21 protein-coding genes are annotated in these 24,480 nt (G+C 59.7%); 4 read left to right on the top strand and 17 right to left on the bottom strand.

Features of this window, described 5'->3' with window-relative positions; translation table 11 throughout:
* Positions 1 to 24: 24 nt before the first annotated feature.
* Complete coding sequence (locus MHY87_RS10870) at positions 25 to 1,332, top strand: D-serine ammonia-lyase (RefSeq protein ID WP_239351698.1); 1,308 nt, start codon at positions 25 to 27, stop codon at positions 1,330 to 1,332.
* A 164-nt stretch (positions 1,333 to 1,496) separates the two neighbouring features.
* Here the strand turns inward: MHY87_RS10870 and MHY87_RS10865 are convergent, their stop codons facing one another.
* Positions 1,497 to 1,913: a helix-turn-helix domain-containing protein gene (locus tag MHY87_RS10865; protein ID WP_239351696.1), complete on the bottom strand. Its 417-nt coding sequence runs from the start codon at positions 1,911 to 1,913 to the stop codon at positions 1,497 to 1,499.
* A 73-nt stretch (positions 1,914 to 1,986) separates the two neighbouring features.
* Here MHY87_RS10865 and MHY87_RS10860 point away from each other — a divergent pair, with 73 nt between their 5' ends.
* Genes MHY87_RS10860 through MHY87_RS10850 form a run of 3 tightly spaced genes read left to right on the top strand, consistent with a single transcriptional unit; the run spans position 1,987 to position 5,332 of the window.
* A complete protein-coding gene (locus MHY87_RS10860) occupies positions 1,987 to 4,245 on the top strand; it encodes a heavy metal translocating P-type ATPase (RefSeq protein WP_239351694.1) in 2,259 nt (752 codons plus the stop codon).
* The gene (gene lspA, locus MHY87_RS10855; RefSeq protein ID WP_239352259.1) at positions 4,245 to 4,736 is read left to right on the top strand and encodes a signal peptidase II; all 492 of its coding nucleotides are present in this window, start codon (positions 4,245 to 4,247) and stop codon (positions 4,734 to 4,736) included. The genes MHY87_RS10860 and lspA overlap by 1 nt, the downstream gene beginning before the upstream one ends.
* Entirely contained in the window at positions 4,733 to 5,332 is a 600-nt protein-coding gene (locus MHY87_RS10850; RefSeq protein ID WP_239351692.1) for an isoprenylcysteine carboxylmethyltransferase family protein, read from the top strand. Before lspA ends, MHY87_RS10850 begins: the two co-directional genes overlap by 4 nt.
* 33 nt (positions 5,333 to 5,365) lie before the next feature.
* Here the strand turns inward: MHY87_RS10850 and MHY87_RS10845 are convergent, their stop codons facing one another.
* The 16 genes from MHY87_RS10845 to MHY87_RS10770 all read right to left on the bottom strand — a co-directional run bounded on the left by MHY87_RS10845 (position 5,366) and on the right by MHY87_RS10770 (position 24,200).
* Positions 5,366 to 6,025 carry a transglutaminase-like cysteine peptidase gene (locus tag MHY87_RS10845; RefSeq protein WP_239351690.1) on the bottom strand — a complete coding sequence of 220 codons (660 nt, stop codon included), beginning with the start codon at positions 6,023 to 6,025 and terminating at the stop codon, positions 5,366 to 5,368.
* A 1,064-nt stretch (positions 6,026 to 7,089) separates the two neighbouring features.
* Entirely contained in the window at positions 7,090 to 8,370 is a 1,281-nt protein-coding gene (locus MHY87_RS10840) for a D-amino acid dehydrogenase (RefSeq protein WP_239351689.1), read from the bottom strand.
* A 149-nt stretch (positions 8,371 to 8,519) separates the two neighbouring features.
* Positions 8,520 to 9,365, bottom strand: coding sequence for an alpha/beta hydrolase (locus tag MHY87_RS10835; RefSeq protein ID WP_239351688.1), 846 nt, complete (start codon positions 9,363 to 9,365; stop codon positions 8,520 to 8,522).
* A gap of 10 nt (positions 9,366 to 9,375) precedes the next feature.
* On the bottom strand, positions 9,376 to 10,809 hold the full coding sequence (locus MHY87_RS10830; RefSeq protein ID WP_239351687.1) for an NAD-dependent succinate-semialdehyde dehydrogenase: 1,434 nt from the start codon (positions 10,807 to 10,809) through the stop codon (positions 9,376 to 9,378).
* Positions 10,810 to 10,811: 2 nt separating this feature from the next.
* Complete coding sequence (locus tag MHY87_RS10825; protein ID WP_239351686.1) at positions 10,812 to 12,140, bottom strand: aspartate aminotransferase family protein; 1,329 nt, start codon at positions 12,138 to 12,140, stop codon at positions 10,812 to 10,814.
* 122 nt (positions 12,141 to 12,262) lie between these two features.
* Positions 12,263 to 13,141 carry a GntR family transcriptional regulator gene (locus MHY87_RS10820; RefSeq protein ID WP_239351685.1) on the bottom strand — a complete coding sequence of 293 codons (879 nt, stop codon included), beginning with the start codon at positions 13,139 to 13,141 and terminating at the stop codon, positions 12,263 to 12,265.
* A gap of 169 nt (positions 13,142 to 13,310) precedes the next feature.
* Positions 13,311 to 14,072, bottom strand: coding sequence for an HpcH/HpaI aldolase/citrate lyase family protein (locus tag MHY87_RS10815; RefSeq protein ID WP_239351684.1), 762 nt, complete (start codon positions 14,070 to 14,072; stop codon positions 13,311 to 13,313).
* A gap of 28 nt (positions 14,073 to 14,100) precedes the next feature.
* Positions 14,101 to 14,961 carry a GntR family transcriptional regulator gene (locus MHY87_RS10810; protein ID WP_239351683.1) on the bottom strand — a complete coding sequence of 287 codons (861 nt, stop codon included), beginning with the start codon at positions 14,959 to 14,961 and terminating at the stop codon, positions 14,101 to 14,103.
* A gap of 20 nt (positions 14,962 to 14,981) precedes the next feature.
* Entirely contained in the window at positions 14,982 to 16,148 is a 1,167-nt protein-coding gene (locus MHY87_RS10805) for a diaminopropionate ammonia-lyase (RefSeq protein WP_239351682.1), read from the bottom strand.
* Positions 16,145 to 16,975 carry a carbon-nitrogen hydrolase family protein gene (locus MHY87_RS10800; RefSeq protein WP_239351680.1) on the bottom strand — a complete coding sequence of 277 codons (831 nt, stop codon included), beginning with the start codon at positions 16,973 to 16,975 and terminating at the stop codon, positions 16,145 to 16,147. Before MHY87_RS10800 ends, MHY87_RS10805 begins: the two co-directional genes overlap by 4 nt.
* A gap of 5 nt (positions 16,976 to 16,980) precedes the next feature.
* Positions 16,981 to 18,777, bottom strand: a complete 1,797-nt coding sequence (locus MHY87_RS10795) for an ABC transporter ATP-binding protein (protein WP_239351678.1) — start codon at positions 18,775 to 18,777, stop codon at positions 16,981 to 16,983.
* Positions 18,774 to 19,604 (bottom strand): ABC transporter permease, encoded by an 831-nt coding sequence (locus MHY87_RS10790; RefSeq protein ID WP_239351677.1) that lies wholly within the window; start codon positions 19,602 to 19,604, stop codon positions 18,774 to 18,776. Before MHY87_RS10790 ends, MHY87_RS10795 begins: the two co-directional genes overlap by 4 nt.
* Complete coding sequence (locus tag MHY87_RS10785; protein ID WP_239351676.1) at positions 19,601 to 20,542, bottom strand: ABC transporter permease; 942 nt, start codon at positions 20,540 to 20,542, stop codon at positions 19,601 to 19,603. Before MHY87_RS10785 ends, MHY87_RS10790 begins: the two co-directional genes overlap by 4 nt.
* A gap of 102 nt (positions 20,543 to 20,644) precedes the next feature.
* Positions 20,645 to 22,204 carry an ABC transporter substrate-binding protein gene (locus MHY87_RS10780; protein ID WP_239351675.1) on the bottom strand — a complete coding sequence of 520 codons (1,560 nt, stop codon included), beginning with the start codon at positions 22,202 to 22,204 and terminating at the stop codon, positions 20,645 to 20,647.
* A 26-nt stretch (positions 22,205 to 22,230) separates the two neighbouring features.
* Positions 22,231 to 23,334, bottom strand: a complete 1,104-nt coding sequence (locus MHY87_RS10775) for a C45 family peptidase (protein ID WP_239351674.1) — start codon at positions 23,332 to 23,334, stop codon at positions 22,231 to 22,233.
* A complete protein-coding gene (locus tag MHY87_RS10770) occupies positions 23,331 to 24,200 on the bottom strand; it encodes a PHB depolymerase family esterase (protein WP_239351673.1) in 870 nt (289 codons plus the stop codon). The genes MHY87_RS10775 and MHY87_RS10770 overlap by 4 nt, the downstream gene beginning before the upstream one ends.
* Positions 24,201 to 24,480 lie beyond the last annotated feature (280 nt).

Genomic DNA, 24,480 nt, shown 5'->3' with positions numbered 1-24,480 from the left:
GACAATCGAAACTTGATGAAAAGCATGCCCCATTCTCGGTATCAGAACGTGAAGGAATTTCATGGTGGAGAGGTTCCGGACCAGGTTCGCGTCAGCGAGCCTACGGTTTGGTTCAATCCCCACTTGCTCCCGGCATTACGGGCTCTCGAAGGAAACGAGCTTCAAGTCTCCGAGGTCATGGAAGCCGCCGATCGCTGGCGCCGCTTCGCTCCCTTGCTGTCTCGGCTCTTTCCGGATGTCGGCGAAGTCGAGGGGCGCATCGACTCGCCTCTGCTGCCCTTATCGTCCGAGTTGTCCATGCGCGTCACGGAGAACTTGCCGCAGACCGTGCTTGTGAAGGCAGATCATGCTCTGCCCCTGACAGGGACCATCAAGGCGCGTGGCGGCGTCTATGAGGTGCTCGTCTATGCGGAAGAGCTGGCGCTTCGGGAGAGGATCGTTGGCCCCGGAATCGGCTACAGTATTCTGGCGGACGAAGCGGCAAGATCGCTGTTCGCACAGCACACGCTCTTGGTCGGGAGCACCGGAAATCTCGGTTTCAGCGTCGGCATGATCGGCCGTGCTCTCGGCTTCAATGTCGAAGTGCATATGTCGAGCGATGCAAAGGAATGGAAGAAAGAGCGACTGCGCAGGATCGGTGTTCAAGTCGTTGAGCACGAGGCCGATTATTCGGTAGCCGTGGCCGGAGCGCGTCACTCTGCTTCGAAGCGTGGCTTCTGCCATTTCATCGACGATGAGAACTCACGCCTCCTGTTCTTCGGCTACTCGGCCGCAGCGCTCGATCTCGCCTCTCAGATCAAGAATGCAGGCATCGAGGTCTCAGAGAGGAGCCCATTCGCCGTTTTTCTCCCCTGCGGCGTGGGAGGAGCACCGGGTGGGGTGGCATTCGGGCTCAAGGCGATTTTCGGCGATGCTGTTCAATGTGTCTTCGTCGAACCTGTCGCCTCTCCCTGCATGCTCGTGCAACTCGCCTCAGGGATCGAGCGCTCGGTCAGCGTCTACGATTTCGGCCTTGACAATAAAACCGCCGCTGACGGACTTGCCGTTCCTCAGGCTTCCATGTTGGTTGCCCGCGCCATGCAGCCTCTGGTCCATGCGGTAGCGACTGTCTCCGACGACAGCTTGTTCTTCTGGGTTAAAACTTTGTTCGAAGAAGCAGGAATGAAGCTGGAGCCTTCCGCTGCTTCCGGGTTTGCGTCTGTCGCTTCCTATCTCAGAGGACTGAAAGCGCAGGGGGCTCAGCTTCCCTCGGCCTGCATCGTGTGGACGACGGGTGGCTCTTTGCTTCCAGTAAAAGAATTCGAGAAAATCCTAGCACGAGCCGGGATGTAATAATCAATCTGTGATGAAACGGTCTATGGCATCGGTATTAGAATCCAAGCTCGAATAACAGGGATCATATCTGCGCAAGCGGAGAATCCTCGAACGCGGAAGAGGGCGTGTGATTTGAAAACTCAAGCCCATATGTCTGGGGTAACTGGCCGCTGTTTATGGACTTAGTGCTGATGGTGTTGACACTTCTCGTGGTCGGCCAGCACTTCGATGATCCGGCACTCCGAGATCCTACGATGATCGCAGGCGACCATGGTCTCAAGTTCGTCGCGTAGTGCCGTGAGGCGGGCAATCTTGTCGTTGACCTCGTCGAGGTGTGCTTTGGTGATTTCGTGAACTTCGCCGCAGGCCCGACCTGGATCGCCGGTCAGGTTGAGCAACTGCCGGATCGCCTCGACTTCGAAGCCCAGTTCCCTGGCATGGCGGATGAAATTGAGCCGGCGGACATCGCTCGACCCATACCGCCGCTGTTGCCCTTCTGTCCGAGTCGGCGCGGCCAGAAGGCCGATCTGCTCATAGTAGCGGATGGTGGGTACCTTCACCCCCGTTTGCCGGGACAGTTCGCCAATCGCGAGTTCCATCGCAAAAACCTCTTGAACCTCTAGCCGCTAGAGCATGTAAGGTCTGCGCGAATCGATGTGAAGAGGTTTTGCGATGCGTAGCGCTTGCGATCTGCCCAGTGGCTCCGAGGATCAACCCACAGCCGAGCTTTCAAAGGGACAGCGCACCCGCTACCGGGTGTCCGGCATGGATTGCGCCTCGTGCGCGACCAAGATCGACAATGCCCTGCGGCGTGTGCCGGGGGTGGCGGAGGTGAACGTTTCGGTTTCGGCCGGAACGGTAACCGTCGCTCATGACGACACGGTGATCACGACCGCGCTTGCCAAGCAGATCGGTACGCTCGGTTTCAAGGTGACAGGCCAAGGACCGGCGGATGCATCGGCTTCCCAACTTGGGGCGCACCAGCATGATCATGGCGAGCACGCTCACGAAGACGAGGCGACCGCCAGCCTGCATGGCCATCTGCACGATCATGGTCCGAGCGAAGGCCCCTGGTGGAAGAGTTCGCGCGGGATTCTCACGGTTTCCTGCGGCCTGGCTTTGGTCGCAGCCTATGTCATTGGGCAGATCGCGCCCGAAACGGAGCGCTGGGCCTTCATCGCCGCCATGGGCGTGGGCCTCGTGCCGATTGCCCGACGCGCCATTGTGGCGGCGCGCTTCGGCACGCCGTTCTCCATCGAGATGCTGATGACGATTGCCGCTGTCGGCGCGGTGATCATCGGCGCGACCGAGGAGGCGGCAGCGGTCGTCTTCCTGTTCCTCGTCGGCGAGCTTCTGGAAGGTGTCGCCGCAGGCCGTGCGCGGGCCAGCATCCAGAACCTGACCAAGCTGGTGCCCAAAACCGCTTTGCTTGAGCGGGACGGCAAGACCGAGGAGGTCCAGGCCGAGAGCCTCACGGTGGGCTCCATTATCCTCGTGCGGCCCGGTGATCGCATTCCCGCCGATGGTGTTATCGTCGAGGGTGAGAGCGCTATCGACGAGGCTCCAGTGACGGGCGAGAGCACGCCCAAGCGCAAGGAACCGGAGGACACCGTCTTCGCCGGCACGATCAACGCCGACGGAGCGCTGCGCATACGCGTCACGGCGGCGGCGCAGGACAACACCATCGCGCGCATCGTGCGCCTCGTCGAGGAAGCGCAGGAGAGCAAGGCGCCGACCGAGCGCTTCATCGACCGCTTTTCGCGCTATTACACGCCTGCCGTCCTCGTCGTCGGCGCGCTGACCGCCATCGTGCCGCCGCTGCTTCTGGGCGAACTCTGGGGTGAATGGATCTACAAGGGTCTGGCGATCCTGTTGATCGGTTGCCCCTGCGCGCTCGTCATCTCGACGCCTGCCGCCATTGCCGCCGGCCTGTCGGCGGGTGCGCGGCGTGGCCTGCTGATGAAGGGCGGTGCTGTGCTGGAGAACCTCGGCAAGATTACGGTAGCGGCCCTCGACAAGACCGGGACGCTCACTGAGGGCAAGCCGAAGGTGACGGACGTGATTTCGGTTGCACGCTCCGAGCGCGAGGTGCTGTCGCTGGCAGCCGCACTCGAGACCGGATCGAGCCATCCGCTTGCCGCCGCCATCCTGGCCAAGGCTGCGGAAGCGAATGTTCCTGTCCCGCCTGCTGCGGATGCAGGCGCAGTCGGTGGCAAAGGCGTGAGAGGCCGAGTCGGTGGTGTGGCGCTCTTTCTCGGCTCGCCCAAGGCTGTTGCTGATTGGGTGGCGCTGACCGCGGAACAGACGGCGCGCATCACCGCGTTGAACGACGAAGGCAAGACGGTTTCCGTGCTGCTGGCAGGCGATCAGGTCGCCGGCTTGATCGCCATGCGCGACGAGCCGCGCGACGATGCCAAGGAAGGTCTCGACGCGCTGAAGCAGGCAGGTGTTGGCGCCGTGATGCTGACCGGCGACAACAGCCGCACGGCCGCCGCCATCGCTGCCGGGCTCGGCATTGAGCCGCATGCCGAGCTGTTGCCACAAGACAAGCAAAAGATCGTGCGCGAACTTCAGGCCAAGGGCGAGAAGGTCGCCAAGGTGGGCGACGGCATCAACGATGCGCCTGCGCTTGCCGCAGCCGATATCGGCATTGCCATGGGCGGCGGTACGGACGTGGCGCTTGAGACTGCCGATGCCGCCGTGCTGCACGGACGCGTGCTCGACATCGCCCGCATGATCCGCCTGTCGCGCGATACCATGGCCAATATCCGCCAGAACATCACCATCGCGCTCGGTCTCAAGGCCGTATTCCTGGTCACGACCATTCTCGGCATCACGGGCCTCTGGCCCGCGATCCTGGCCGATACGGGTGCCACAGTGCTGGTCACGGCCAATGCCATGCGCCTGCTCGCAGCAGGCGGGCGGACGTGATGACATTGGTGAGAAGGATCCGCCGTCTCCTTGCCGTAACGCTGCCCGTCGTGCTGCTCGATCAGGCCACCAAAGCTCTTGCCCGGTCATTCTTGGTGCCGGGCGAGGTTTATGACATCCTACCGTTCGCCAACTTAAGGCTCGGCTTCAACCGAGGCATTAGCTTCGGTCTCTTGCCGGCTGACGAGACATGGGGCGTATTCGTGTTGATCGGCGTGAGCGCAATCATCTCCATTGGCGTGGCGGTGTGGAGCCTCACGACACGGAGCCGGAGTGAGAGTGCGGCACTTGCGCTCATTCTGGCCGGCGCGCTCGGCAATCTGATTGATCGCGTCAAGGACGGTATGGTGACGGATTTCATCGACCTTCATGCGGCCGGATACCACTGGCCCGCCTTCAACGGAGCCGATATCGCCATCACGTTCGGCGCGCTTTGGCTCGTGGCCGGCAGCTTCGCCATCGGAGCGTGGCGACGCTCTGAGGCAGCATGATGCCACCCGCCATTCTTCCCGTTTTGCAGCTCGTTACTCTTGGTGTGATCTTCGCGCTGCTGACACGCCGGGTCGAGAAGCATCTCGCACATTCGCCGAACAAGTTCGGCGCAAGCGACAGTGCCCACGATTTCGTGGGACGGGTTTATCGTGTCGGCGGCGCGATCCTGTTTATCTTCCTTCTCGTGCGGATGGCATGGCCCGAGGCCGACAGAATGGTGGGTGAAATTTCAGTCTTGGTCCAACCCGCCGTCGGCTGGGGTGGGTTGATCATCATGGCAGCGGGCAGCATCGTGATCGTCGCCGCTCAAGTGCGGATGGGTCTTGCATGGCGTATCGGTCTCGACGCGGAACAGACCGGGCTCGTCACGACGGGCCTGTTCGCATGGTCGCGAAACCCGACATTCCTCGGCATGATGGCGGTCATCCTCGGTGCGTTCCTCACAGCTCCAACGGCTGTCACGGCGGCACTCCTCGCTACGGCCTGGATCGCATTCTCAGTGCAGATCCGCATGGAGGAAGAACATCTGCTGCGTATGCACGGCGCGGACTATGGTCGATATCGCAGCACGGTGCCGCGCTGGCTCATCTTCTAGCGGGAACGCATGGCGCGCCGTTCGTGCCGACGCTTACTGGTTCGCCGTCATGGTCGGCGACACCTGACCGCCGAGGGAGGCCCATGTAGCACCATCGTCGCCTTCACGCTTGATGTAAGTGTAGCCTGTCTTGTGCCAGGGCAGAATGATGTTTCTCTTGTTGTCGAGAATGAAGTCGCCGCGGTTGGTGCGCACCATCATGACCGCGTGGCCTGCGCCTTCCTCGTCGATCACGACGGTCATCCGCAAGGCGCGACGGGGAAAGCCCGCCTCGACCAGCTTCCTGCGTTTCAGGAGCTGGTAATCCTCGCAATCGCCGTAGCCGTCCTCGGCGAAATCCCAGCGATCCTCGACGCCCCAATGGTCTTTATCCGTCTTGGCTTTGACGCCGGCGTTCACCTGACGGTTGACGCGCTGGAGCGTTTGCCAGTCTTTCGCGGTCAGTTGGATGCTGGCGGGCTCGGAAGTATCGACACTGCACTCGGCTGGATTCTGCTCGCAGAAGCGAACCCAACCCATGATCGGCTTGGCGACGCCGACTTGGGCGACAGGATTCGAGAGACCGGGAAGGGCAGCGACGGTTTGGGCCTGAACGCTGGGGCTTGCAGCGAGTGCGAGAACGGCAAGGCTGAAACAGCCGACGACCTTGGAAAAAGGCCGAACGTTCAGAAGCCCGAAGAAAGGATGCCGCATTGCCCCCACCGCGATGTCGTTAAGGATTTGTTCATCAAACCTGACATGGCGGATTGGGCAATCTCAAGGCGAAAGTTAAACGAGAGTTAACAAGTCGCACCCCGGTTCGTTCCAGGATTTGCCTGCCTTGTTGCTTGCACGGAATGTCGCAGCTATCAGCGAGCGTCATTTCGATCCGCCCTGCGAGCATGCCGCGCTTTCTATCCCATCGTGAAGCAGATCATGGCGGGCTACCCGAATGAGGTACGTCTCGTCGTGAGATATTCGCCTTTCCACAAGGGATCGGACACCGCCGTTCGGATCCTTGAGACGGCACACGTGCAAGGGGACTTGAGCGTCTCCATCCCATGCTCTCTCTCTGAACAAGAGCATTGTTCACGCGCAAAACCTGGGCCGCTTATACGCACGATACTTTAGGTCCACGCGAAATGGAGCAGCACCGCTTACCTCTGCGTATCTGGCCACGAATATCGTTGAATACGTGCGCCCGGTCGGCAGTGAAATAACCAAGCTCAAGCTCGGTGACATAGTGGACATCGGCTGCGTGGGTGAGAGCTGCCAATGCTGCATCTCCTGTGAAGATGGCAAGGAGCAGCGCCGCGCACATCATTTCACAGATTTGGACGACTTCCCGATGTCAGATATTCCAAGCCCTAAACTCGGGGGCTACTCGCAGCTGATCGGTGTCAGGGACAGGCTTGTTCTAAAGGTGCAACCCGGCCGAACAACGCGTGGCGGTTGTGCCTCTGCCCTGCGAACACGCCGGCATTTCGTGCGCTCGCGGGCTTGGCGCGAAATCTGAAACTGATCGTTCGCGATGGATTAGATAATGGCGGTGGAGGTAGTCACCTGCGAACCTGTCTCCAGTCGCGTTCCCTGTTCTCAGCCAAAATACTGGGAAGTTCGTTCATTTGGCTCAGACTCTACCAAGCATTGCTTTGGAATTGCATAACAAGATTAGTATCTTGGCTTGTCAAAGCTATGCAAGATAACAGGGAAAGAGTTTAGCTAAACAGGGAAGTCAGATGGGTGGAGCAGGGTTCTGAGGTTGAGCCCCTCGCACGTTATGCAGGATGGAAGCGCCACTCTTTCCGATATCTGTCGCCTGTGAGATCCGAGTGAGAAATCTCTGGAGCCCTGCCGGAGATCAGGTCGGCGAGCAGGCGGCCGGAGCCGCAGGCCATTGTCCATCCTAATGTGCCGTGACCAGTATTCGTATAGAGGTTCCCGTAACGCGTTGAGCCCACCACTGGCGTACCGTCCGGCGTCATCGGCCTTAGGCCCGTCCAAAAACTGGCCTGCCTGACGTCGCCACCTTGCGGGAACAGGTCGGTGACGGAGTGCTCCAGCGTCGCTCTCCGCGGCGTCCTGAGGCGCTGGCTGAAGCCGGCCAGCTCTGCTGTGCCGCCGATGCGGATACGGTCGCCCAGGCGCGTGATTCCGACCTTGTAGGTCTCGTCCATCACCGTCGAGACGGGTGCCGCATCGGGGTTCACGATGGGCATCGTCAGGGAATAGCCCTTTACCGGATAGACCGGCAGATGGATCCCCAGTGGCTTGAGCAGTTGGGGAGTGTAGCTGCCCATGGCCGCCACATAGGTATCGGCCCTGAGGACCTCTCCACCGTTCACCAGCACGCCGGAGATCCGCTCGCCTTCGATGAGCAGCTTCTGGATGGTTGTTCCATAGCGGAATCGCACTCCCATCCGCTCAGCGATCACGGCCAGTCGCTGCGTGAACAGGTAGGCGTCCCCGGTCTCGTCACCGAGAAGACGCAAGCCGCCTGCCACCTTGCTCTGGACGAGATTCAGAGCCGGTTCCACGCTCACGCATCCGGCTGGATCCAGGATCTCGTAGGGAACGCCATAGGCATCGAGAACGGTCGTGTCTTCGCCGATCCCATCAAGTTGCTTTTGTGTGCGGAAGAGTTGAAGGAGTCCCTTCTCCCGGTGGTCGTAGGTGATACCCGTCTCCTGTCGCAGCTCGCGCAGGCAATCCCGGCTGTACTCGGCGAGAGCGACCATTCGGCTCTTGTTGCGCCGATAAGCATCCTCGGTGCAGTTGGCCAGCATATGAGCAAGCCATCCCCAAAGGCGCATCTCGGGACGCGGCCAGAGCACCAGCGGGCGATGCTTCATCATCAGCCATTTCATGGCCTTGATCGGAATTCCTGGTGCGGCCCATGGAGCGGAGTAGCCCGGCGAGATCTGTCCTGCGTTGGCAAAGCTCGTCTCCATGCCGGCGGCAGGTTGCCGGTCCACCACCGTGACCTCATGACCTTGCTTGGCGAGATAATAGGCCGACGTGACGCCGACGACGCCGCTGCCGAGAACGAGAATACGCATGATTTGTGCCCCTCAAGAACGGATGCATTAATGGTGGTAGCCGCGGCCTAACTAGTGAGGTCGACGAAATGCTTCCATCTCGGGAAAATCCCGAAGGAATGGGGCATTCCACCAAACGCTTCGTTGGCAACAGAATGAGAGGCTAATGATCAGCCGTTTCTGGATCCCGACAGAAGACTGGAAAAGAAGGCTTGGACGGCCGGGTGCATCTGAGAGCCTACATGCATCACGCCGGGCACGACATCGAAGCGCACGGCAATGCCGTGTGTCAGGAAGTTGCTCTCCAGCCGACGCAACCGCTCGATGCGGTTCGCACCACTGTCGTTTATGCCTTCCATCCAGCTGCTCGAATTTTCAGCGACAATGATATCCCAAGTCTCAATGTCGTCACCGCCGATCACCATCTGCACCGGCACGCGGCGCATGGCGTCGATGTTCGGTGCGTGGCCGAACATTTCCTCCATTCCACCGGTACCCACCCACCAGGGCTTATTGTCGTCCAGGAGCGTTACGCTCCCTGGTGCGCCGATTGACACGCCAGCAAGCCGTTCTGGGTGAAGGTAGAAAAAGCGGTGCGCGAATTGCCCGCCGCCGGAAAATCCGTGCAGCAGAAACTTGTCGCCGCGGATTCGATAAAGCGCGGAGATCTCTTCGACCATTGACAGCAGGATCAGATCGTAGCGGATGCCCTCGAAAAGGATGCGCTTGTAGTTGTGCATGTCGCCCGGGATCACGATCCCGCAGGGGAACAACGGGGCCAGAACGATGGTCTGATGCGTCTCGGCGAACTCGCGGAACTGGTGACGAAGCATGTCGACGTTGCGGGTGCTGCCATGCACCAAAACCGTCAACGGATAGTCGTTCGTTCCATCCTCATCATAGCTTTCAGGCACGTAACAGCCGTAACTGAAGCGCTGATCTTTCTGCGAGGCGAAAATTGCCGTCATGCCCTGCTGATAATAGGAAAGCTTCTTGCCGTGTCCCCTGCGCGCCATGTCCCGCTCCTCACGCCTGACTGATCGTCTTGGTGGTCAGATAGGCCTCCAACCCTTCGATCCCACCTTCGCGGCCGTCGCCGCTTTCCTTGATTCCACCGAAGGGCGTCTCGGCTTGCGAAATCTCAAAGCGGTTGATCCCGACCATGCCCGCTTCCAGCGCGGAGCCAAGCTTGTTGACGGTGGCAGCGTCTCGGCTGAAACCAAAAGCAGACAGTCCGACCTCCAATGCGTTCGCGCGAACGATCACCTCATCAAGATCGGTGAAGGGCGTGATTGGCGCAACCGGACCGAACGGCTCCTGGGTCATGATTGCGGCGCATTCAGGCACATGACTCAAAACGGTTGGCGGGTAGAAATACCCTGGGCCATCAACAGCCTTGCCGCCGCAAAGCAACCGCGCTCCCTTAGCCTGCGCATCCGCAACGAGCTCTGTGATCGCCGACAGCCTGCGTGCATTGGCCAGCGGTCCCATCACCGTGCCCGATTCCAATCCATGGCCTAGAGTGATCTCTTTTGCGGTTCGGGCAAACTCCGCAGCAAAAGGCTCAATAATATCGGCATGGACATAGAAGCGCGTCGGAGAAACGCAGACTTGCCCCGCGTTGCGGAATTTGCGCTTGGCGCTGAGGCGCGCGACCGCTTCGACATCGACATCGGCGCAAACGATGACCGGAGCATGCCCGCCGAGTTCCAGTGTCGCCCGCTTAGGCGCCCGCGCCGCAAGCGCCGCGACGGCGCGGCCTCCGAGAGTCGAGCCGGTAAAGGATATCTTGCGGATCACCTGCGAGGGGATCAGATGGGCTGAGACGGTCGCAGGTTCGCCCAGCACCATGTTCACCGCACCTTCGGGAACGCCCGCTTCTACACATGCCTCTATAAGTGCAAGGCAGGTCGCTGGGGTTTCCTCGGAAGGTTTGATGATGATCGAGCAGCCCGCAGCAAGAGCACCGGCAATCTTGCGTGCCGGCGTCAGCGCGGGAAAGTTCCAGGGCGTGAAGGCAGCGACGGGGCCGACGGGCTCTCGCACGACCAGCATCCGCCCGGTCGACGTGCGGTCGGGGATGATCCTGCCATAGGCACGGCGTCCCTCTTCAGCAAACCATTCGAACACTTCTGCCGAGGCATTGATCTCGCCGCGTGCCTCGGAAAGGCTTTTGCCTTGTTCAAGCACCAGCACTGCAGCCAGGCTCTCTACTCTCTCCCGCAGCAACGCCGCAGCGCGGCGCAGAATGGCGCAACGCTGATGCACTGCAACGGCGCGCCAAAGGCCGAAGCCTTTCTCGGCGGCAGCCAGCGCTCGGTCGAGATCGGCTGCCGAGGCACCCGATACCTGTCCGATCACCTTTTCGGTCGCCGGATCGATGACGTCGATCCGCGCACCGGAGCCTTTCAGCCTCTTCCCACCGATATGCAGGCTGAGTTCTGGATACGTCACGCTCATGATCAGGCTACCTTGTCCAGAGACTTACGGATTGAGTCGAAGATGCGATCGATCTCTGTCTTCTCGATCGTCAGCGGCGGCGAGAGAACGATCAGATCGGCTCCTGGACGAACGAGAACGCCTTGCTGATAGCAAAGCTCGGCGCATTCGCTGGCCCGCACCCCGGCCGCACCCGGACGGGGCGAGAATTCCACCGCAGCGACAAGACCGTAATTGCGCACGTCGATGACGTGCGGAGCGCCCTTCAACGAATGCGCAGCCTCTTCCCAGTGCTTGGCGATTTCCGCCGCGCGCTGGAACAAACCTTCTTCTTCATAGACGGCCAAGGTCGCAAGACCTGCAGCGCAGGCCAAGGGATGGGCCGAATAGGTGTAGCCATGGAACAGCTCGATTCCAGTATCAGGCCCATCCATGAAGGCATTGTAGATCTGCGGGCTGACGATCGTAGCACCCATCGGCACGGCGCCGTTGGTCAATCCTTTGGCGGTTGTGATCATGTCGGGCAACACGCCGAAGGCCTCAGCCGCGCAGGAGGCGCCCATTCTTCCGAAGCCTGAGATCACCTCGTCGAAGATCAGAAGAATACCGTGCCGGGTGCAGATTTCGCGCAGCCGCTGCAGATAGCCCTGCGGCGGCGGCAGAACGCCGGTCGAGCCCGCCACCGGCTCGACGATCACCGCAGCGATGGTAGAGGCGTCATGGATCTGCACCAACCGCTCCAGCTCATCGGCCAGATGCGCGCCCCAAGCCGGCTGCCCGCGCGAGAAGGCGTTCTGCTCAATGTTGAGAGTATGCGGCAGATGCATGGTGCCGCCCATCAGCGGGCCGAAATCACGGCGGTGACGGCTGATGCCCGAGACTGACAATCCGCCAAAGCCCATGCCGTGATAGCCGCGTGCCCGGCCAACGAGCTTGGTGCGGGTGGCCTCGCCACGCTGACGATGATAGGCGAGCGCGATCTTCAGCGCGGTATCGACGGATTCCGAACCAGAATTCGTGAAGAAAACGTGATCCAATCCTGCGGGCAGGATCTCTGTAATCCTCGCGGCCAGCTGGAAGGCTAGCGGATGGCCCATATTGAAACTCGACACGAAATCCAGCCCGTCCGCCTGAGCTTTGATCGCCTCCTGAATCCGGGGATGGCCATGTCCCGCGTTCACACACCAGAGGCCTGCCATTCCGTCCAGGATACGCGTGCCGTCGCTGGTCAGATAGTAGTTTCCCTCTGCCCCAGTGAACAGACGCGGGTTGTCCTTGAACCGGCGATTGGCAGTGAAAGGCATCCAGAAAGCATCTGGCTTGTTCGTCACGGTCGAGAGGGAAGAGGACATGGAGAGGGTTCCTGTGTATTTCTTATGATCGTATTTTTGTTGGAAAAAAAACTTTGTCAAGAAAAAGCTGCCTTTCCTCATCGGTCTGGCAACAAATATTCCTTGCTGTGGGAGGGTGCCGTTCAGGCGTCGATATTGCGCGCCAGGTGTTGGCGCATCAGTTCGGCCGCGAGCTGATTTTCGCCGCGCTCGAGTAAATCCAGTATCTGCAAGTGCTCTTGGCATGAGCGCCGCAACGTATCCCGGTCGAGATCCGCATATTCGGCATATTCGCTCAGTCGACGCAGCGCATTCTGGGCCTCGACAGCTTGGACTACGAAACGATTATGCGAGCATAGCGCCAGCACGAGATGGAACTGCGAATTGATCTCGAAGAAGCGGTGAGGGGATGCACCTCTTTCGACCTCGGACAGAAAGGCCGCATGATCCGCACGGCATTGCGAGATCTTCTCCGGTATCAACCGGAAGCCAGGTTCGATGAGCGCCATGGCTTCGACCATCATTCGAAAGCGGTAGCTTTCATAGCGCGCTTCCTGCGAGCCTAGGGAAGGCACGAAACTCCAGCCATGGCCGGGCCGTCTCTTGATGAGGCCCTCTTCGGCAATGCTGCGGAGAATACGGGTCAATGCGCTTCGCCTGACATTGTAAAGCCGCAGCAAGTCGGTTTCGATCAGGTTCTGGGGTAACTTACCGCTCGCATGATCACGCAACAATGCGTCGCGAATCTCGTCATCGCGTGCTCCAGGCAGTTTGAGGGTAGCCTCCTGTTCGAGCTGCTTCTTCAAGAAGAAGCCTTGATTGGGGCGTGAATCGACGACGCCGCGATCAGCGAGCAATTGTAACGCCACTCTAACCGGGGTTCTAGAGACGCCGAATTCCTCAGCAATGGCCGATTCCCGTAGATGATGACCAATGGGCCATTCACGTTCACACGCGAGGGCAGCAATTCGCTTGGCCAAGTCAAGCTGCAGCTTCGTCGGGCGTCGGGCGGTCTCTACCATTCGAAAATCGCTTTTGTACTCACTTGGGAAAATACACTAACCATCGTCTGGTTTTCAACGCGCTGACATGCATGCGGTCAGATTAGCCCGCTCGACCGTTTGAGGGCCCGGTCGAGCAGTTGCGATCTCTAGCTCATTGCAGCCGAAGATATCGGCGACGTCATCTGCCTTACGTTTTGGAGGCGCCTGGGTTCACAGCCTGTTGAAAGCCTGCAACCAAGCCGGAATACATTGCCGATTGCTGCTCCATGACAACCTGCACGGATGCGCCATATTCGGTTGCAAAAGCCTGCTCCGAAAGGCTCCAAGCCGGCATGAGCCAAGGCTTTCCGGCGCTCCGGCAGCTCCGCGCAATATGGGCAATATCCTTGCGATCCTCATCGGTGAACCGATACCGACCTCGCCCACTCGTCAGGGACAGGTCCGACGGGCCCACGAAAACGCCGTCCACTGACGGGAGTGAGAGAATGGCCTCGACATCCGCGAGGGCTTCCGCCGTCTCGATCATCGGGAAGCATTTTGTCGCCAGGTTGTCATCCGCGAAGTAGCTGTCCGTCGGCGCTCCATATCGCACGGTCCGCGCTCCGGCATAGCTGCGCGTGCCGAGCAGGGGATATTTCGCGGCTGCGCAAATCATACGGGCATGCTCGACCCCGGCGATGTGAGGAATGACCACGCCATTGGCCCCGAAGTCGAGAGCCTGCTGGATCGGCTCAGCGTGCGGACCCTCTACTTTGACGAGAACATCCATCCCAAGCGCTCGCGCGAAGGGGATCAGGCGATCGAGGTCCTTCAGGTCGAGAGTTCCATGCTCAACATCGAGCACGAGAGTCCCGTATCCAACCTGGGCCGCGATCTCAATGAAGACGATGTCAGGTGTCGCCAGCCAGCAGCCGAGATCCTTGCGAAGCGTTTTCGGGTTGTTTGTCATTAGGGTCGTGCCTTGTCTCGAATTGAAATTATGGCTGAAGAAGCGTCTTTGCGGCCTTGAGATGCCGCTCCATCAATGTTGCCGCCCAGTTGCGGTCACCCGCTTCGAGAGCGTCGATGATGGCCAGATGCTCGAGGCATGACTGGCGCATTCTCTCCCGATCCACTTGTGTCGAGTACTCCACGATTCTGCGCAGCTGGTTCTGACGTCCGATGGCCTCGACGAAGAACTCGTTTCCTGACATCTCCACCAGCATCAGGTGAAAGTCGGCATTGGCCTCGAACAGAACCCGTGCAGATGCCGATGCCAATCCGCCTGCGAGGAGATTATCATGGCGCTCACGCAGATCGGCCAGGCGCTCCCGGTCGATGGAGAAGGTCTCGGCAAGGATCGCCGCCGGTTCTATCGCAATCCGCAGGTCGTAAGAGGCGATGCGCGACCGCTGGTCGTCAAGCATGGGCAGGAAGCGCCAGCCATAACCTCGGCTTCGCTCGATCATCCCATCCCGTACGAGGCCCGCAAGGGCGCGTTGAAGCTCTCCGCGCGTCGTGTCGTAGCGCTTAATCAATTCTGTTTCGGAAATGGCTTGCGGCAACATTCCCAGGAAGCGGTCGCGGCAAAGGCGAAAGCCCAGATCCGCCTCTGGATCTCGCGCGGGCCCGTCGCGACCTTCCATGCCGCGTGACATGATGGCCCAGCCCCGGCGACCGTCCAGCATGACGTTGCCCGTCTCGGCCAAGTCTTGGAGGGCCGAGCGGAGCGGGGTGCGGGATACGCCGAAACGCGCTGCCAGACTGCGCTCACTATGATGAGATCCGATCGGCAACTCCGGAGTGCCGATCAGTCGCAACAATTCCTGGGAAAGCTCTTTTTGAGTCGGACGTGACATGGCTACCTTCTAGTGCGCAATCAAGCCGTCGCCAAATCAGGATCCCATCCGACGATGGTTCTGAAGAGTGACGGGTCGAGAGCGCCTTCGCTGCCGGACAACAGCACACGACTATCAGGGGTCAATCCAAGTCCCGATGCGAGTTCTGGGTGGCCTGCCGCAACGACAAGAGCCGCTAGGCCTGCCGCACCGGATTCGCCTGCGATGACTGGCGTGCGCTCCACGCCGTCTCCTGCCAGCAGTCTCATTGCCTGGGCGGCTGCCATGTCGTCGATGCGGATAGCGTCGGTAGCGCCGGCAGACAAGACCTCCCATGCCCGCGAAGACATCTCACCACAGGCAAGGCAAACCATCATCGTCGCAAGCTCCCCCTCGATCTTGACCGAGCTACCCTGCTCGACGCTCTGGAAGAAGCAGTCGGCTGCCGCAGGCTCGACGCAAACGAACCGCACGCCCGTATTTGCCCAGCGCCGCCACAAACCTTGAAGCACAGCAGCGGCGAGGCCGCCTACGCCCACCTGAACGAAGACATGTGTCGGAGGCTCGTCTCCCCACTGCGTGATGGCTTCCTCGATCATGACGCCGTAGCCGTGCATTACGAGCGACGGGATATCCTCGTAGCCCTGGCGACTGGTATCGGAGACGACGGTCCATCCGTTCTCTGCCGCGAGTCGGAAGGCTTCATCTACGCTGTCGTCATAGGTGCCAGGCACTTCCCGGATTTCCGCTCCATAAGCCGCGATCGCATCGCGCCTGTCCAGACTGACACCCGGGTGGACAAGAATGATGCACCGACAGCCTACGCGTTGCGCGCCCCAGGCTACGGAGCGACCATGATTGCCAGCTGTTGCGCTGATCACCGTGAAATTCTGGGGATCGCTCTCCGTTCCCAGATTATCTCTCTCTAGCACGCGGGAAACCGCATAGGCGCCGCCTAGAGCCTTGAAGCTGCCCAAGCCAAACCGGCTAGCCTCGTCCTTGTAGCCTATGCGTGCGATTCCCAACCTCCGGCTGATATCGGGGAGGTCGATCAAAGGCGTCTCAGCATAGCCGGTCCAGGATGTCAGCGTACGGATCGCGAAAGTCATCGCGTCTTCGGGAAAGACGCGATCGACGGCCCGCTGGATGCGATGCGGGTCCAGCGTATCGTTGACCTTACGATGAAAGCGCGTGCTGCAATGTGTCATGACAGCCTTGTTTGGAAGGGGACGCGCCGATGCTGTGCCAGCGGAATGCGACGGCGTGAAGCGGCGACGGCCTCCATGTCGAGACGCGCGGCAACGATACCTTCGCCGATTCCCAGTCGGGCCGTGACGGTTCCCCAAGGCTCCACGATCATCGAGTGGCCGTAGTTCGCCAGGGTCAAGCCATCCTCCTCATAGGGTCCTTCCTGCCCCGGTGCCAAGATGTAGCATTGGGTTTCGATGGCGCGTGCGCGCAGCAGGGGCTCCCAATGTTCCTTGCCGGTCTGCAGGGTAAACGCCGCAGGAACCGCAATGACCTGCGCGCCGGCATCGACGAGCGCGCGGAAGAGTTCCGGAAAGCGCAGATCGTAGCATATCGTGCATCCGACCGTCACGCCGTCGAGATCGTAGGTCACAATATCGGTGCCGGCCTCGTAGATCTTACCCTCGTCATAAGAAACGCCATCCGGGGTTGTGATAGCGAACATGTGGATCTTGCGATAGCGCGCTACTTCCCGACCCGATCGGTCGAACACGAGCGTGGTATTGCGCACCCGATCTCCTTCGCGCTCACTCACGGAGCCGCCATGGATAAACGTACGGTATTTTGCGGCAAGCCCCTGCATCATTGCATAGGCTTCGCCACCGGGGCACGGCTCCGCGGCAGCGACCTGCTTTTGCGCGTCGCCGCCGTAGAAGGTGAAGCATTCTGGCAGAACAACGAGGTCCGGGCGTTCCTCTTCGCAGGCACGTTCGATGAGTTGAGCAGTCTTTGCGATATTGGCGATCCGGTCCTGGCCGGCGTTCATTTGGATGAGTGCAACCTTCATGTCTTTCAAGCCTCGTTTCGTGTCACTGCAACAAGATGCCCGTCGGTTGCGGGCATGAGATCGTATGAACCGGCGCCGTCATAGAAACTTTGCCCCGGAGGTGGAGCGGCTTCTTGCGGCGAACGGCGGCGGATCGTGAAGGATCCATCCGTCTGCTGCTGAATCTCGGCCGATGCGGCGAGAAGACGGCGGGTGTAAGGATGCTGGGGATGATCGAACAGTTGATCGCGCGATCCCATCTCGACGATCCGGCCGCGATACATCACGACGACACGATCCGAAACCTGCTCGACCACGCCAAGGTCATGGGACACGAACAGGTAGGCGAACCCGTACCTGCGCTGGAGTTCGTCGAGCAGATCGAGAACCTGTGCCTGGATCGTCACGTCGAGAGCCGAGACCGGCTCGTCGAGCACGATCAACTCCGGTCTCATCACGATCGCTCGTGCAATGGCGACCCGTTGCCGCTGACCGCCTGAAAGCTCATGGGGAAAACGATTGAGAAAATTTTCGTCAAGCCCGACATCGGCGACGCTTGTCAGGACGCGCGCGAGCTTTTCCTTTGCGTCGAGCCCCTCAACATGCCTGAGGCCTTCGGCGACGAGGTCCTTCACGCGCATCCGCGGATCCAGGCTCGATCCAGGATCCTGAAATACCACCTGAAGAGAGCGACGCATCTGTCGCATCGAGACACGGTCGTTCGGGTCGACGGGTTTGCCCCTGAACCGAACCTGTCCCTCCGTCGCTGCACGCAGACCAAGGATGACGCGTCCCAGGCTCGTTTTGCCTGAGCCAGACTCACCCACCACCGAGACCGTCTCACCGGGCCGAACGTCGAATGAGACGTCGGAAACCGCGCGGACTCCGGTTGATGCCGAAAAAGGCCAACGCTTCTTACCAGCATAGAGCAGCGTGACCTTATCGATCTCCAAGACAGGTGTGCTTTGTTCCCGGATCGATCGAGGGCGCCGTTTCGGGCAGGCTGTCAGTAGGTTTCGGGTATATTCCTCGCGAGGGCGGCTGATGACGTCGGAAACATGTCCCTGCTCAACCACCTCACCCTTGCGCATGACGGAAACCGTGTTGGCATATTGCCCAACGAGTCCCAGATCGTGCGTGATCAGGAGGAGGGCCGTCCCCAGATCGCGTGTCAACTCAACCATGATGTCGAGAACGTCGCGCTGGATGACGGCATCGAGCGCCGTCGTCGGCTCATCGGCGATGAGCAGCTTCGGCTCCAGCATCAGAACCGAGGCAAGCATGATCCGCTGGCGCATGCCCCCAGAGAATTCGTGCGGGTAAGCTTCGAGCGCTGCCTCCGGATCCTTCAGGCGCACACGATGCAGCATGGCCAGGGATCGTTCCCGGATCTCTTCTTTAGAGAGGTTCAGGTGCAGACGCAGTCCCTCTGCCATCTGGTCTCCGATCCGGAGGGCGGGGTTGAGAGAAAGCATCGGTTCCTGGAATACGAAGCCGATGCCCCGGCCGCGAATCGAGCGCATCGTCGTCTCGTTCGCCGCGGTTAGATCGCTTCCTGCAAATTCAATGCGGCCGTCTGTGATCTCCATTCCCGGCGGTAGGAGTTTCACCAGCGAACGGGCCAGCATGGTCTTGCCCGATCCGGATTCTCCAACGATTGCGCGGATCTCGCCCGAATGAACCGAGACATCGACCGCGTTCACGATCGAACGGGTTTCGCCGAACCGATTCCGCAAGCTGATGGACAAGGCATCAACGCCGATAATGGGACGGGCTTTCTCGGCCGGGTCCGGTCTCGCGACTCTCAAGCTCATCGGCATCATTGTCCGTTCATCCTTGGATCGAGGTGGTCGCGGAGCGCATCACCGAAAAGGTTTGTGCCAAGAAGGGTCAGAGAGATCGCAACGCCGGGGAAGATGGCGATCCAAATTGCGGTGGAAGCGAATTGCTTCGACTCCGCCAGCATTCCTCCCCAGGTGGGATTGGGTGGCGGAACACCAAGACCAAGGAAGGCCAGCGCGCTCTCGGAAAGAAGCGCCGTCGCGAAGAGCGACGTACCCATGACGATTACCGGCGTCATGCAATTGGGCACTACATGCCGCAGAAGCGTGAAAGTATCGCTGTTGCCGAGGGCTCGAGAGGCGTCGATGAACTCACGCTCACGCAGCGAAAGCACAGTCGAGCGGACGACGCGCGTAATGCCAGGGGTATAGGCAAGGCCGAGAGCGGTTACCACGCCCCATTTTCCCGGTCCCGCCACTGCGATGATGCCGAGTGCAAGAAGGAGGCCAGGGAAGGCCATGACCGCATCGAGGACTGCCATCGTCCCCCTGTCGAAAGAACCGCCGCGGTAACCCGAAGCAGCCCCGATAGTCACGCCGAGCCCAAGGGCGCACAGCACGGACATGAAGCTGATCGTCAGGCTTTCACGCGCGCCGACAAGGAGGCGGGAGAGGATGTCACGTCCGAATTGATCCGTTCCGAACCAATGCTCGCTGCTTGGTGGCTTGAGGCGGGCGCGGATATCCATCAGGACCGGATCGTAAGGTGTTGCGATTGTCCCGATCAGTGCCGCGATAATGAAAAAGGACAAGAGAAGCGCGCCGATCTTGGCGTTGATGCGCTTACGGAAAAAACGTTGGAAGATCATAGCTTAACTCTCGGGTCGAAGGCCGGATAGAGCAGATCAACGGCGAGATTGATGACGACGTAGAGCATGACGATAAAGAGAAGCACGCCCTGCACCACGGGATAGTCACGGGCGAAGATGGCCCCGATCATCAGCCGCCCCATTCCGGGCAAGCTGAACATGGTTTCAAGAACTACGACGCCACCGAGGAGATGCCCGAGGAGAAGACCGAGCACGGTCAGAGTCGGGGCGAATGCATTCGGGAAGGCGTGTTTCCAGAGAACCGTACGCTCCCCCAATCCCTTGGCGCGTGCGTGCGTGATGTAGTCCAGGCGCAGCACATCGATCGTGCTCGCCCTGGACATGCGTGTCAGTGTCGCGAGTTCCGTGAACAGCAGCGCCGTGACCGGCATGATCAAGTAGAGCGCGCCTTCTAGCAGGTTCTCCGTCATGGAGACATAGCCTACGGTCGGTAACCAGCCCAGATTCACGCCGAACATGGTGAGCAGGATCACAGCCATCCAGAAGCTCGGAATCGAGAGGCAGAAGGTCGTGAAACCGACAATTCCGACGTCGAGACTTGAGTTCTGCTTCCAGGCCGCAATCATGCCGAGAGGAATGGCGATGATCGACGACAGGAAAGTGGCGATCAGAACGATCTGTGCCGTCACAGGAAAGCTCTCGGCGATTTCAGTGGCAACCGGGCTGCCTGTTTTGACAGAAGTTCCCAGATCGCCGCTGAGGATACTGCCGGACCACAGGAGGAACTGTTCGATCAGCGAGCGGTCAAGTCCGAGCTCGGCTCGCTTTCTGATCACCGCTTCGGGATCGTCGACATCGCCGACGAACATGAGAGCAGGATCGCCCGGAACGAGCCGCATCAGAGCGAAGACCAGAATACCCGCTAAGAGGAGCGTAGGGAGGGCAAGAGCCAGCCGACGCAGAGAATAGGACAACATCGCTTTGCCTTGATCGATCAAAATGATTTTGGGAGGCGCAGGCCGCCCTATGAACTGGTTCGCACGGTGACGGGATGCCGTCACCGTGCGATGCGAGTTCGCTTACTTCGCGACTTCGACGCCCCAGAAACGGGACTTGCCGAGAGACCAGACCTCAAAGCCCTTCACCCGTTCCGGGCGGAAGGCGTCAGCTTCGACGAAGTTGAACAGGCCCATAACAGAGCTGTCGTCGATCATGCGCTGGTGGATCTGCGCAAAAATCTGTCGCCTTTTCTCAGGATCTGCCGTTGTCGAGGATTGCGCCAGAGCTTCGAGCGCCTTCTCGTCGGCATAGTAGACATTCTTGCGCTTGTTCCGGTCGCCCATGAACACGTCATACATCAGCGTCGGATCAGGTCGCGCAGAGAAGCCCATCACCATTAGCTGCGTGCGGCCTTCATTGTAGTTCTTGAACTGGGTCGCCCAGTCGAGAACCTCAAGTTCCACATTGATCCCGACACGCTGGAGCATGCTCTGAATTGCAATCGCCGACTTGTTGTCGAACGGATACTGGGCATTGCTGGTAAGCTTGATCGTCTCGCCTTTATAGCCGGCCTCCTTCAGGAGTTGGCGAGCCTTATCGGGCGAGTAGGAAAGCCCCTGCTGAAAATCTTTTCCGAAGAAGGAGCTTTTCTCAGCGACGGCCGAGGGGTTCGGCTTGCCGAGCCCTGCCGTCGCGGCCAGGACGATTTCATCGCGATTGATGGCATGGGCGATGGCCTGGCGGATGCGCTTGTCCTTCAGCAGAGGATCCTGATCCTGCATCAGCATCACTTCCCAGCCGGGCGTAATGTTGAGGCCGACGCGGATGCCTTTCGCATTCTTCACCTCCTCGACCGCGTCCAGATCGAGATTGGTCAGCACATCGATGTCGCCTGCGAGCAAGGCCGCCTTGGCCGCCGCGGGGTCGGCAATCACGAGGAAGCGGATACGATCAACCCTGGGCTCGCGATTGCCCGCGTAGCCGTCCGCCTTTTCTTTTAGGGGGACATACCGGTCGAACTTCGCCAGTTCGATGAACTGGTTCTTGCGCCATTCCTTGATCGTGAACGGCCCCGTGCCGATGGGATTGTTCCAGGATCCGTCTGCACCGACCGTATCCTTGTGAATGATGCCGGACAGGCAGACCATATGCGCCATGCGCGACAGGAACAGCGCATTGGGCTCCTGCAACGTGAAGCGAACGCGCTTGTCATCGAGCGTCTCGATGGAAGTGATCTTGATGCCGGTGCCGCCCGTGCCGTCGAACCAGTTGCGGCAGACAAACTTGGTTTCGGGGTTGAGGAGCCGCTCCCAAGACCACTTGACGTCGGAGGCCGTTACAGGTTGCCCGTTGTGGAAGAGCGCTCCGTCCCGAAGCGTGAAAGTATAGGCTGTTCCATCCGGTGAAACCTCCCAGCTCTTGGCCAGGAGCGGGCCAACCGAAAGATCGTCCCGATAAGCGACTAATCCTTCGATGACGTGATGAAGGACGGTGTCCGTCGTGCCGTCTCGGTTCACTCCGAACTGTGTCGATCGGATATCGCTGTTGACGGAAACCCTCAGGCTCGTTTCCGCGACGGCTGGCGACGCAAGCGTTATGCCCGCCGATACGGCGAGGCAGCTCAACAATGATCTTTTCATCCTACTTCCCTCTTTTTTATTAGGATTTACGCAGCGTACAGATCTAGTTCTACGAAACTCCCGTTTTCGTATGGCTTGAGTGCAACCCAAGCCTTGCCCTTCTGTGGGGTCATAATCAGTGTGTAGACTGTCGCGGACGTAAGGCCTCCTGGGCGTGGCGCAGGATGGCGCAGCACTCCGTATGGATGGCCCCAATCGTCAGCGAATGCCGCCTTCACATCATCGACGGTGATGCGACCGCAGGCGGCATGCAGTGATCCACGGAGACGCATATCCCGGGTCAGCGAGTCGGGGCACCGAACCAGATTGGCTTCGCGCACCTTTACGAGTGCGGCGGGCGCTTTGAAATGGTTCGTGTGAACAAGGATGCCATCCTCTGGCTCGATCCAGAATGCATCGTCAGGCGTTGTCTCAAGACACAGGGCCTCGCCCGATCCGTGGCTGAGGATGAGGGCATGCGAGAATGATGTGCCACCCTGCAGAACGCGGCCGATTGCTTCTGCCAGCGTTTGGCTTTCCAGAACCTTGCGGCGAATGAACGGGCTTGGCACGCCAAGCCGGCCATAATCCTTGTCGGAGTGGAGCCCCATGGCGGTGACGGTGATGCCGGCGCCATTGAAGCCGTGACGCGCCAACTGCCCGGCCTCCACAAAGTGAAGAGCATCAGGATTGTTCTGCCCTCTCACGCGCATCGCGAGCGTGTGATCGGCGACACCAGGCATCCAATCCCAATTCTGGGCATGGATGAGCACACCATCGCGGGTGGCGGCAGGAAGAGCGACAGCCGACGAACATTCTTCCGCCGTGCCCGATTGAGCTTTGCCGCGCTCCTTCTCATGCCAAAACAGAACCTCGGTTCTAGCATTGAGAAGCATGATCGCTTCCGCAGATTGTCCGCTCCCGCGGGCAATTCCCTCGAGTTCCGTCGCTAGATCAGGGTCGTAGTTCTGGACAATGTCGATGAACCTCTTGGCGATATTCAGAGCCTCGCTCCAAATAACTCCTTTCACGGCAAAATCGCGTTGGTAATGCGCGACCGCTTTCCCGATCAGATCCTCGGCCTGGTGGCCATAGGAGAGTCCCCTTTCGATGGGAGTCCCTTGAATCGTGATGCATCTGATCTGAGTCATGCGAAGGCGCCTGCTGTCGGATGGGCGTGTTGCGCCAGTAGGGGCGCCAAGAATTCGAAGACGGCCGGCAGCACTGCGAAGCCGTTATGAGCAACCTCGGGGACAAGATCGAAACGGACGTTGAGCCCGGCACCGCGAAGGTTGGCCTCAAGTGCGCGCAGACGCGTCACCCGATCGGAGCCCGTGTCGTTGATGCCGGGGATATTGTGGGGAGAGCCGGGGCGGGACACGACTTCGGAAGGATCGAGATCCTGTTCACCGACCACCATATGGACAGCGACCTGACGCATAGCGGCAAGATCAGGGGCTTTGCCAAGGAACGCTTCCATTCCACCGATACCGACGAACCAGCCCTTTGATGGATCAAGCAGCGTTACGTTCCCAGGGGCTCCAATCGAGACGCTGAGAAGTCTGTCGGGGTGACCATAAAAGAATCTGTTCGCGAACTGACCACCGCCGGAATACCCGGCGAGGTGGAAGCGACGGCCATCGCAACCGAACCTTTCCGATGCTTCGCTAACCATCGACAGGAGGACCTGATCGTAGCGTACACCGCGTCCGCCATAGGCAGGCACATGGTCGGAATAAACGAATTTATAGCTCTCCGTGTCCTCTGGCTCGACAATGCCGCAAGGAAAGAGCGGGCAAAGAACCACGCAGCCATTGTCCTCGGCAAATTTCGCAAAACGGTCGCGGTAGGCTTCAGGAACCCGATAGGAGCCGTGCACCACCACAATCAGCGGCAGCGGGCGACTCGGACGTGCGCCTTCAGGTACGTAAAGGCAATAGGAGAACCGGGGATCCGCTTGGCAGACCCAGAAAGGAGTAGCGCCCGTTCTATATGCTCGCTTCAATATTGCTTCCATTCATAAGTTCAGGAGGCGCATCTCGGAATGCCTCGTCATTAATTGGTACATTATGCATATAAAAAACCAATTACAAGCGGAAGCGATCATTCATTATCCTTTAGTCCGCGGGCGAGGGCTCCATAAAATGATTAGGCGGGCCGTCTATCTATTCCCGGACGGTCGTCAGTTAAGTAAGAGAGCCGTTCCTGGATCATCCAGGAATGATGAAGGCCGGGTCCACGCGAGAAACGCGGCGGCTCTAGGGGGATAGGAACTATCTAAGACTACTTGAGGTTGC

Source organism: Microvirga sp. ACRRW (genome assembly GCF_022346925.1).
GTDB lineage: Bacteria > Pseudomonadota > Alphaproteobacteria > Rhizobiales > Beijerinckiaceae > Microvirga.
This window is presented reverse-complemented; position numbering and strand designations above follow the sequence as displayed.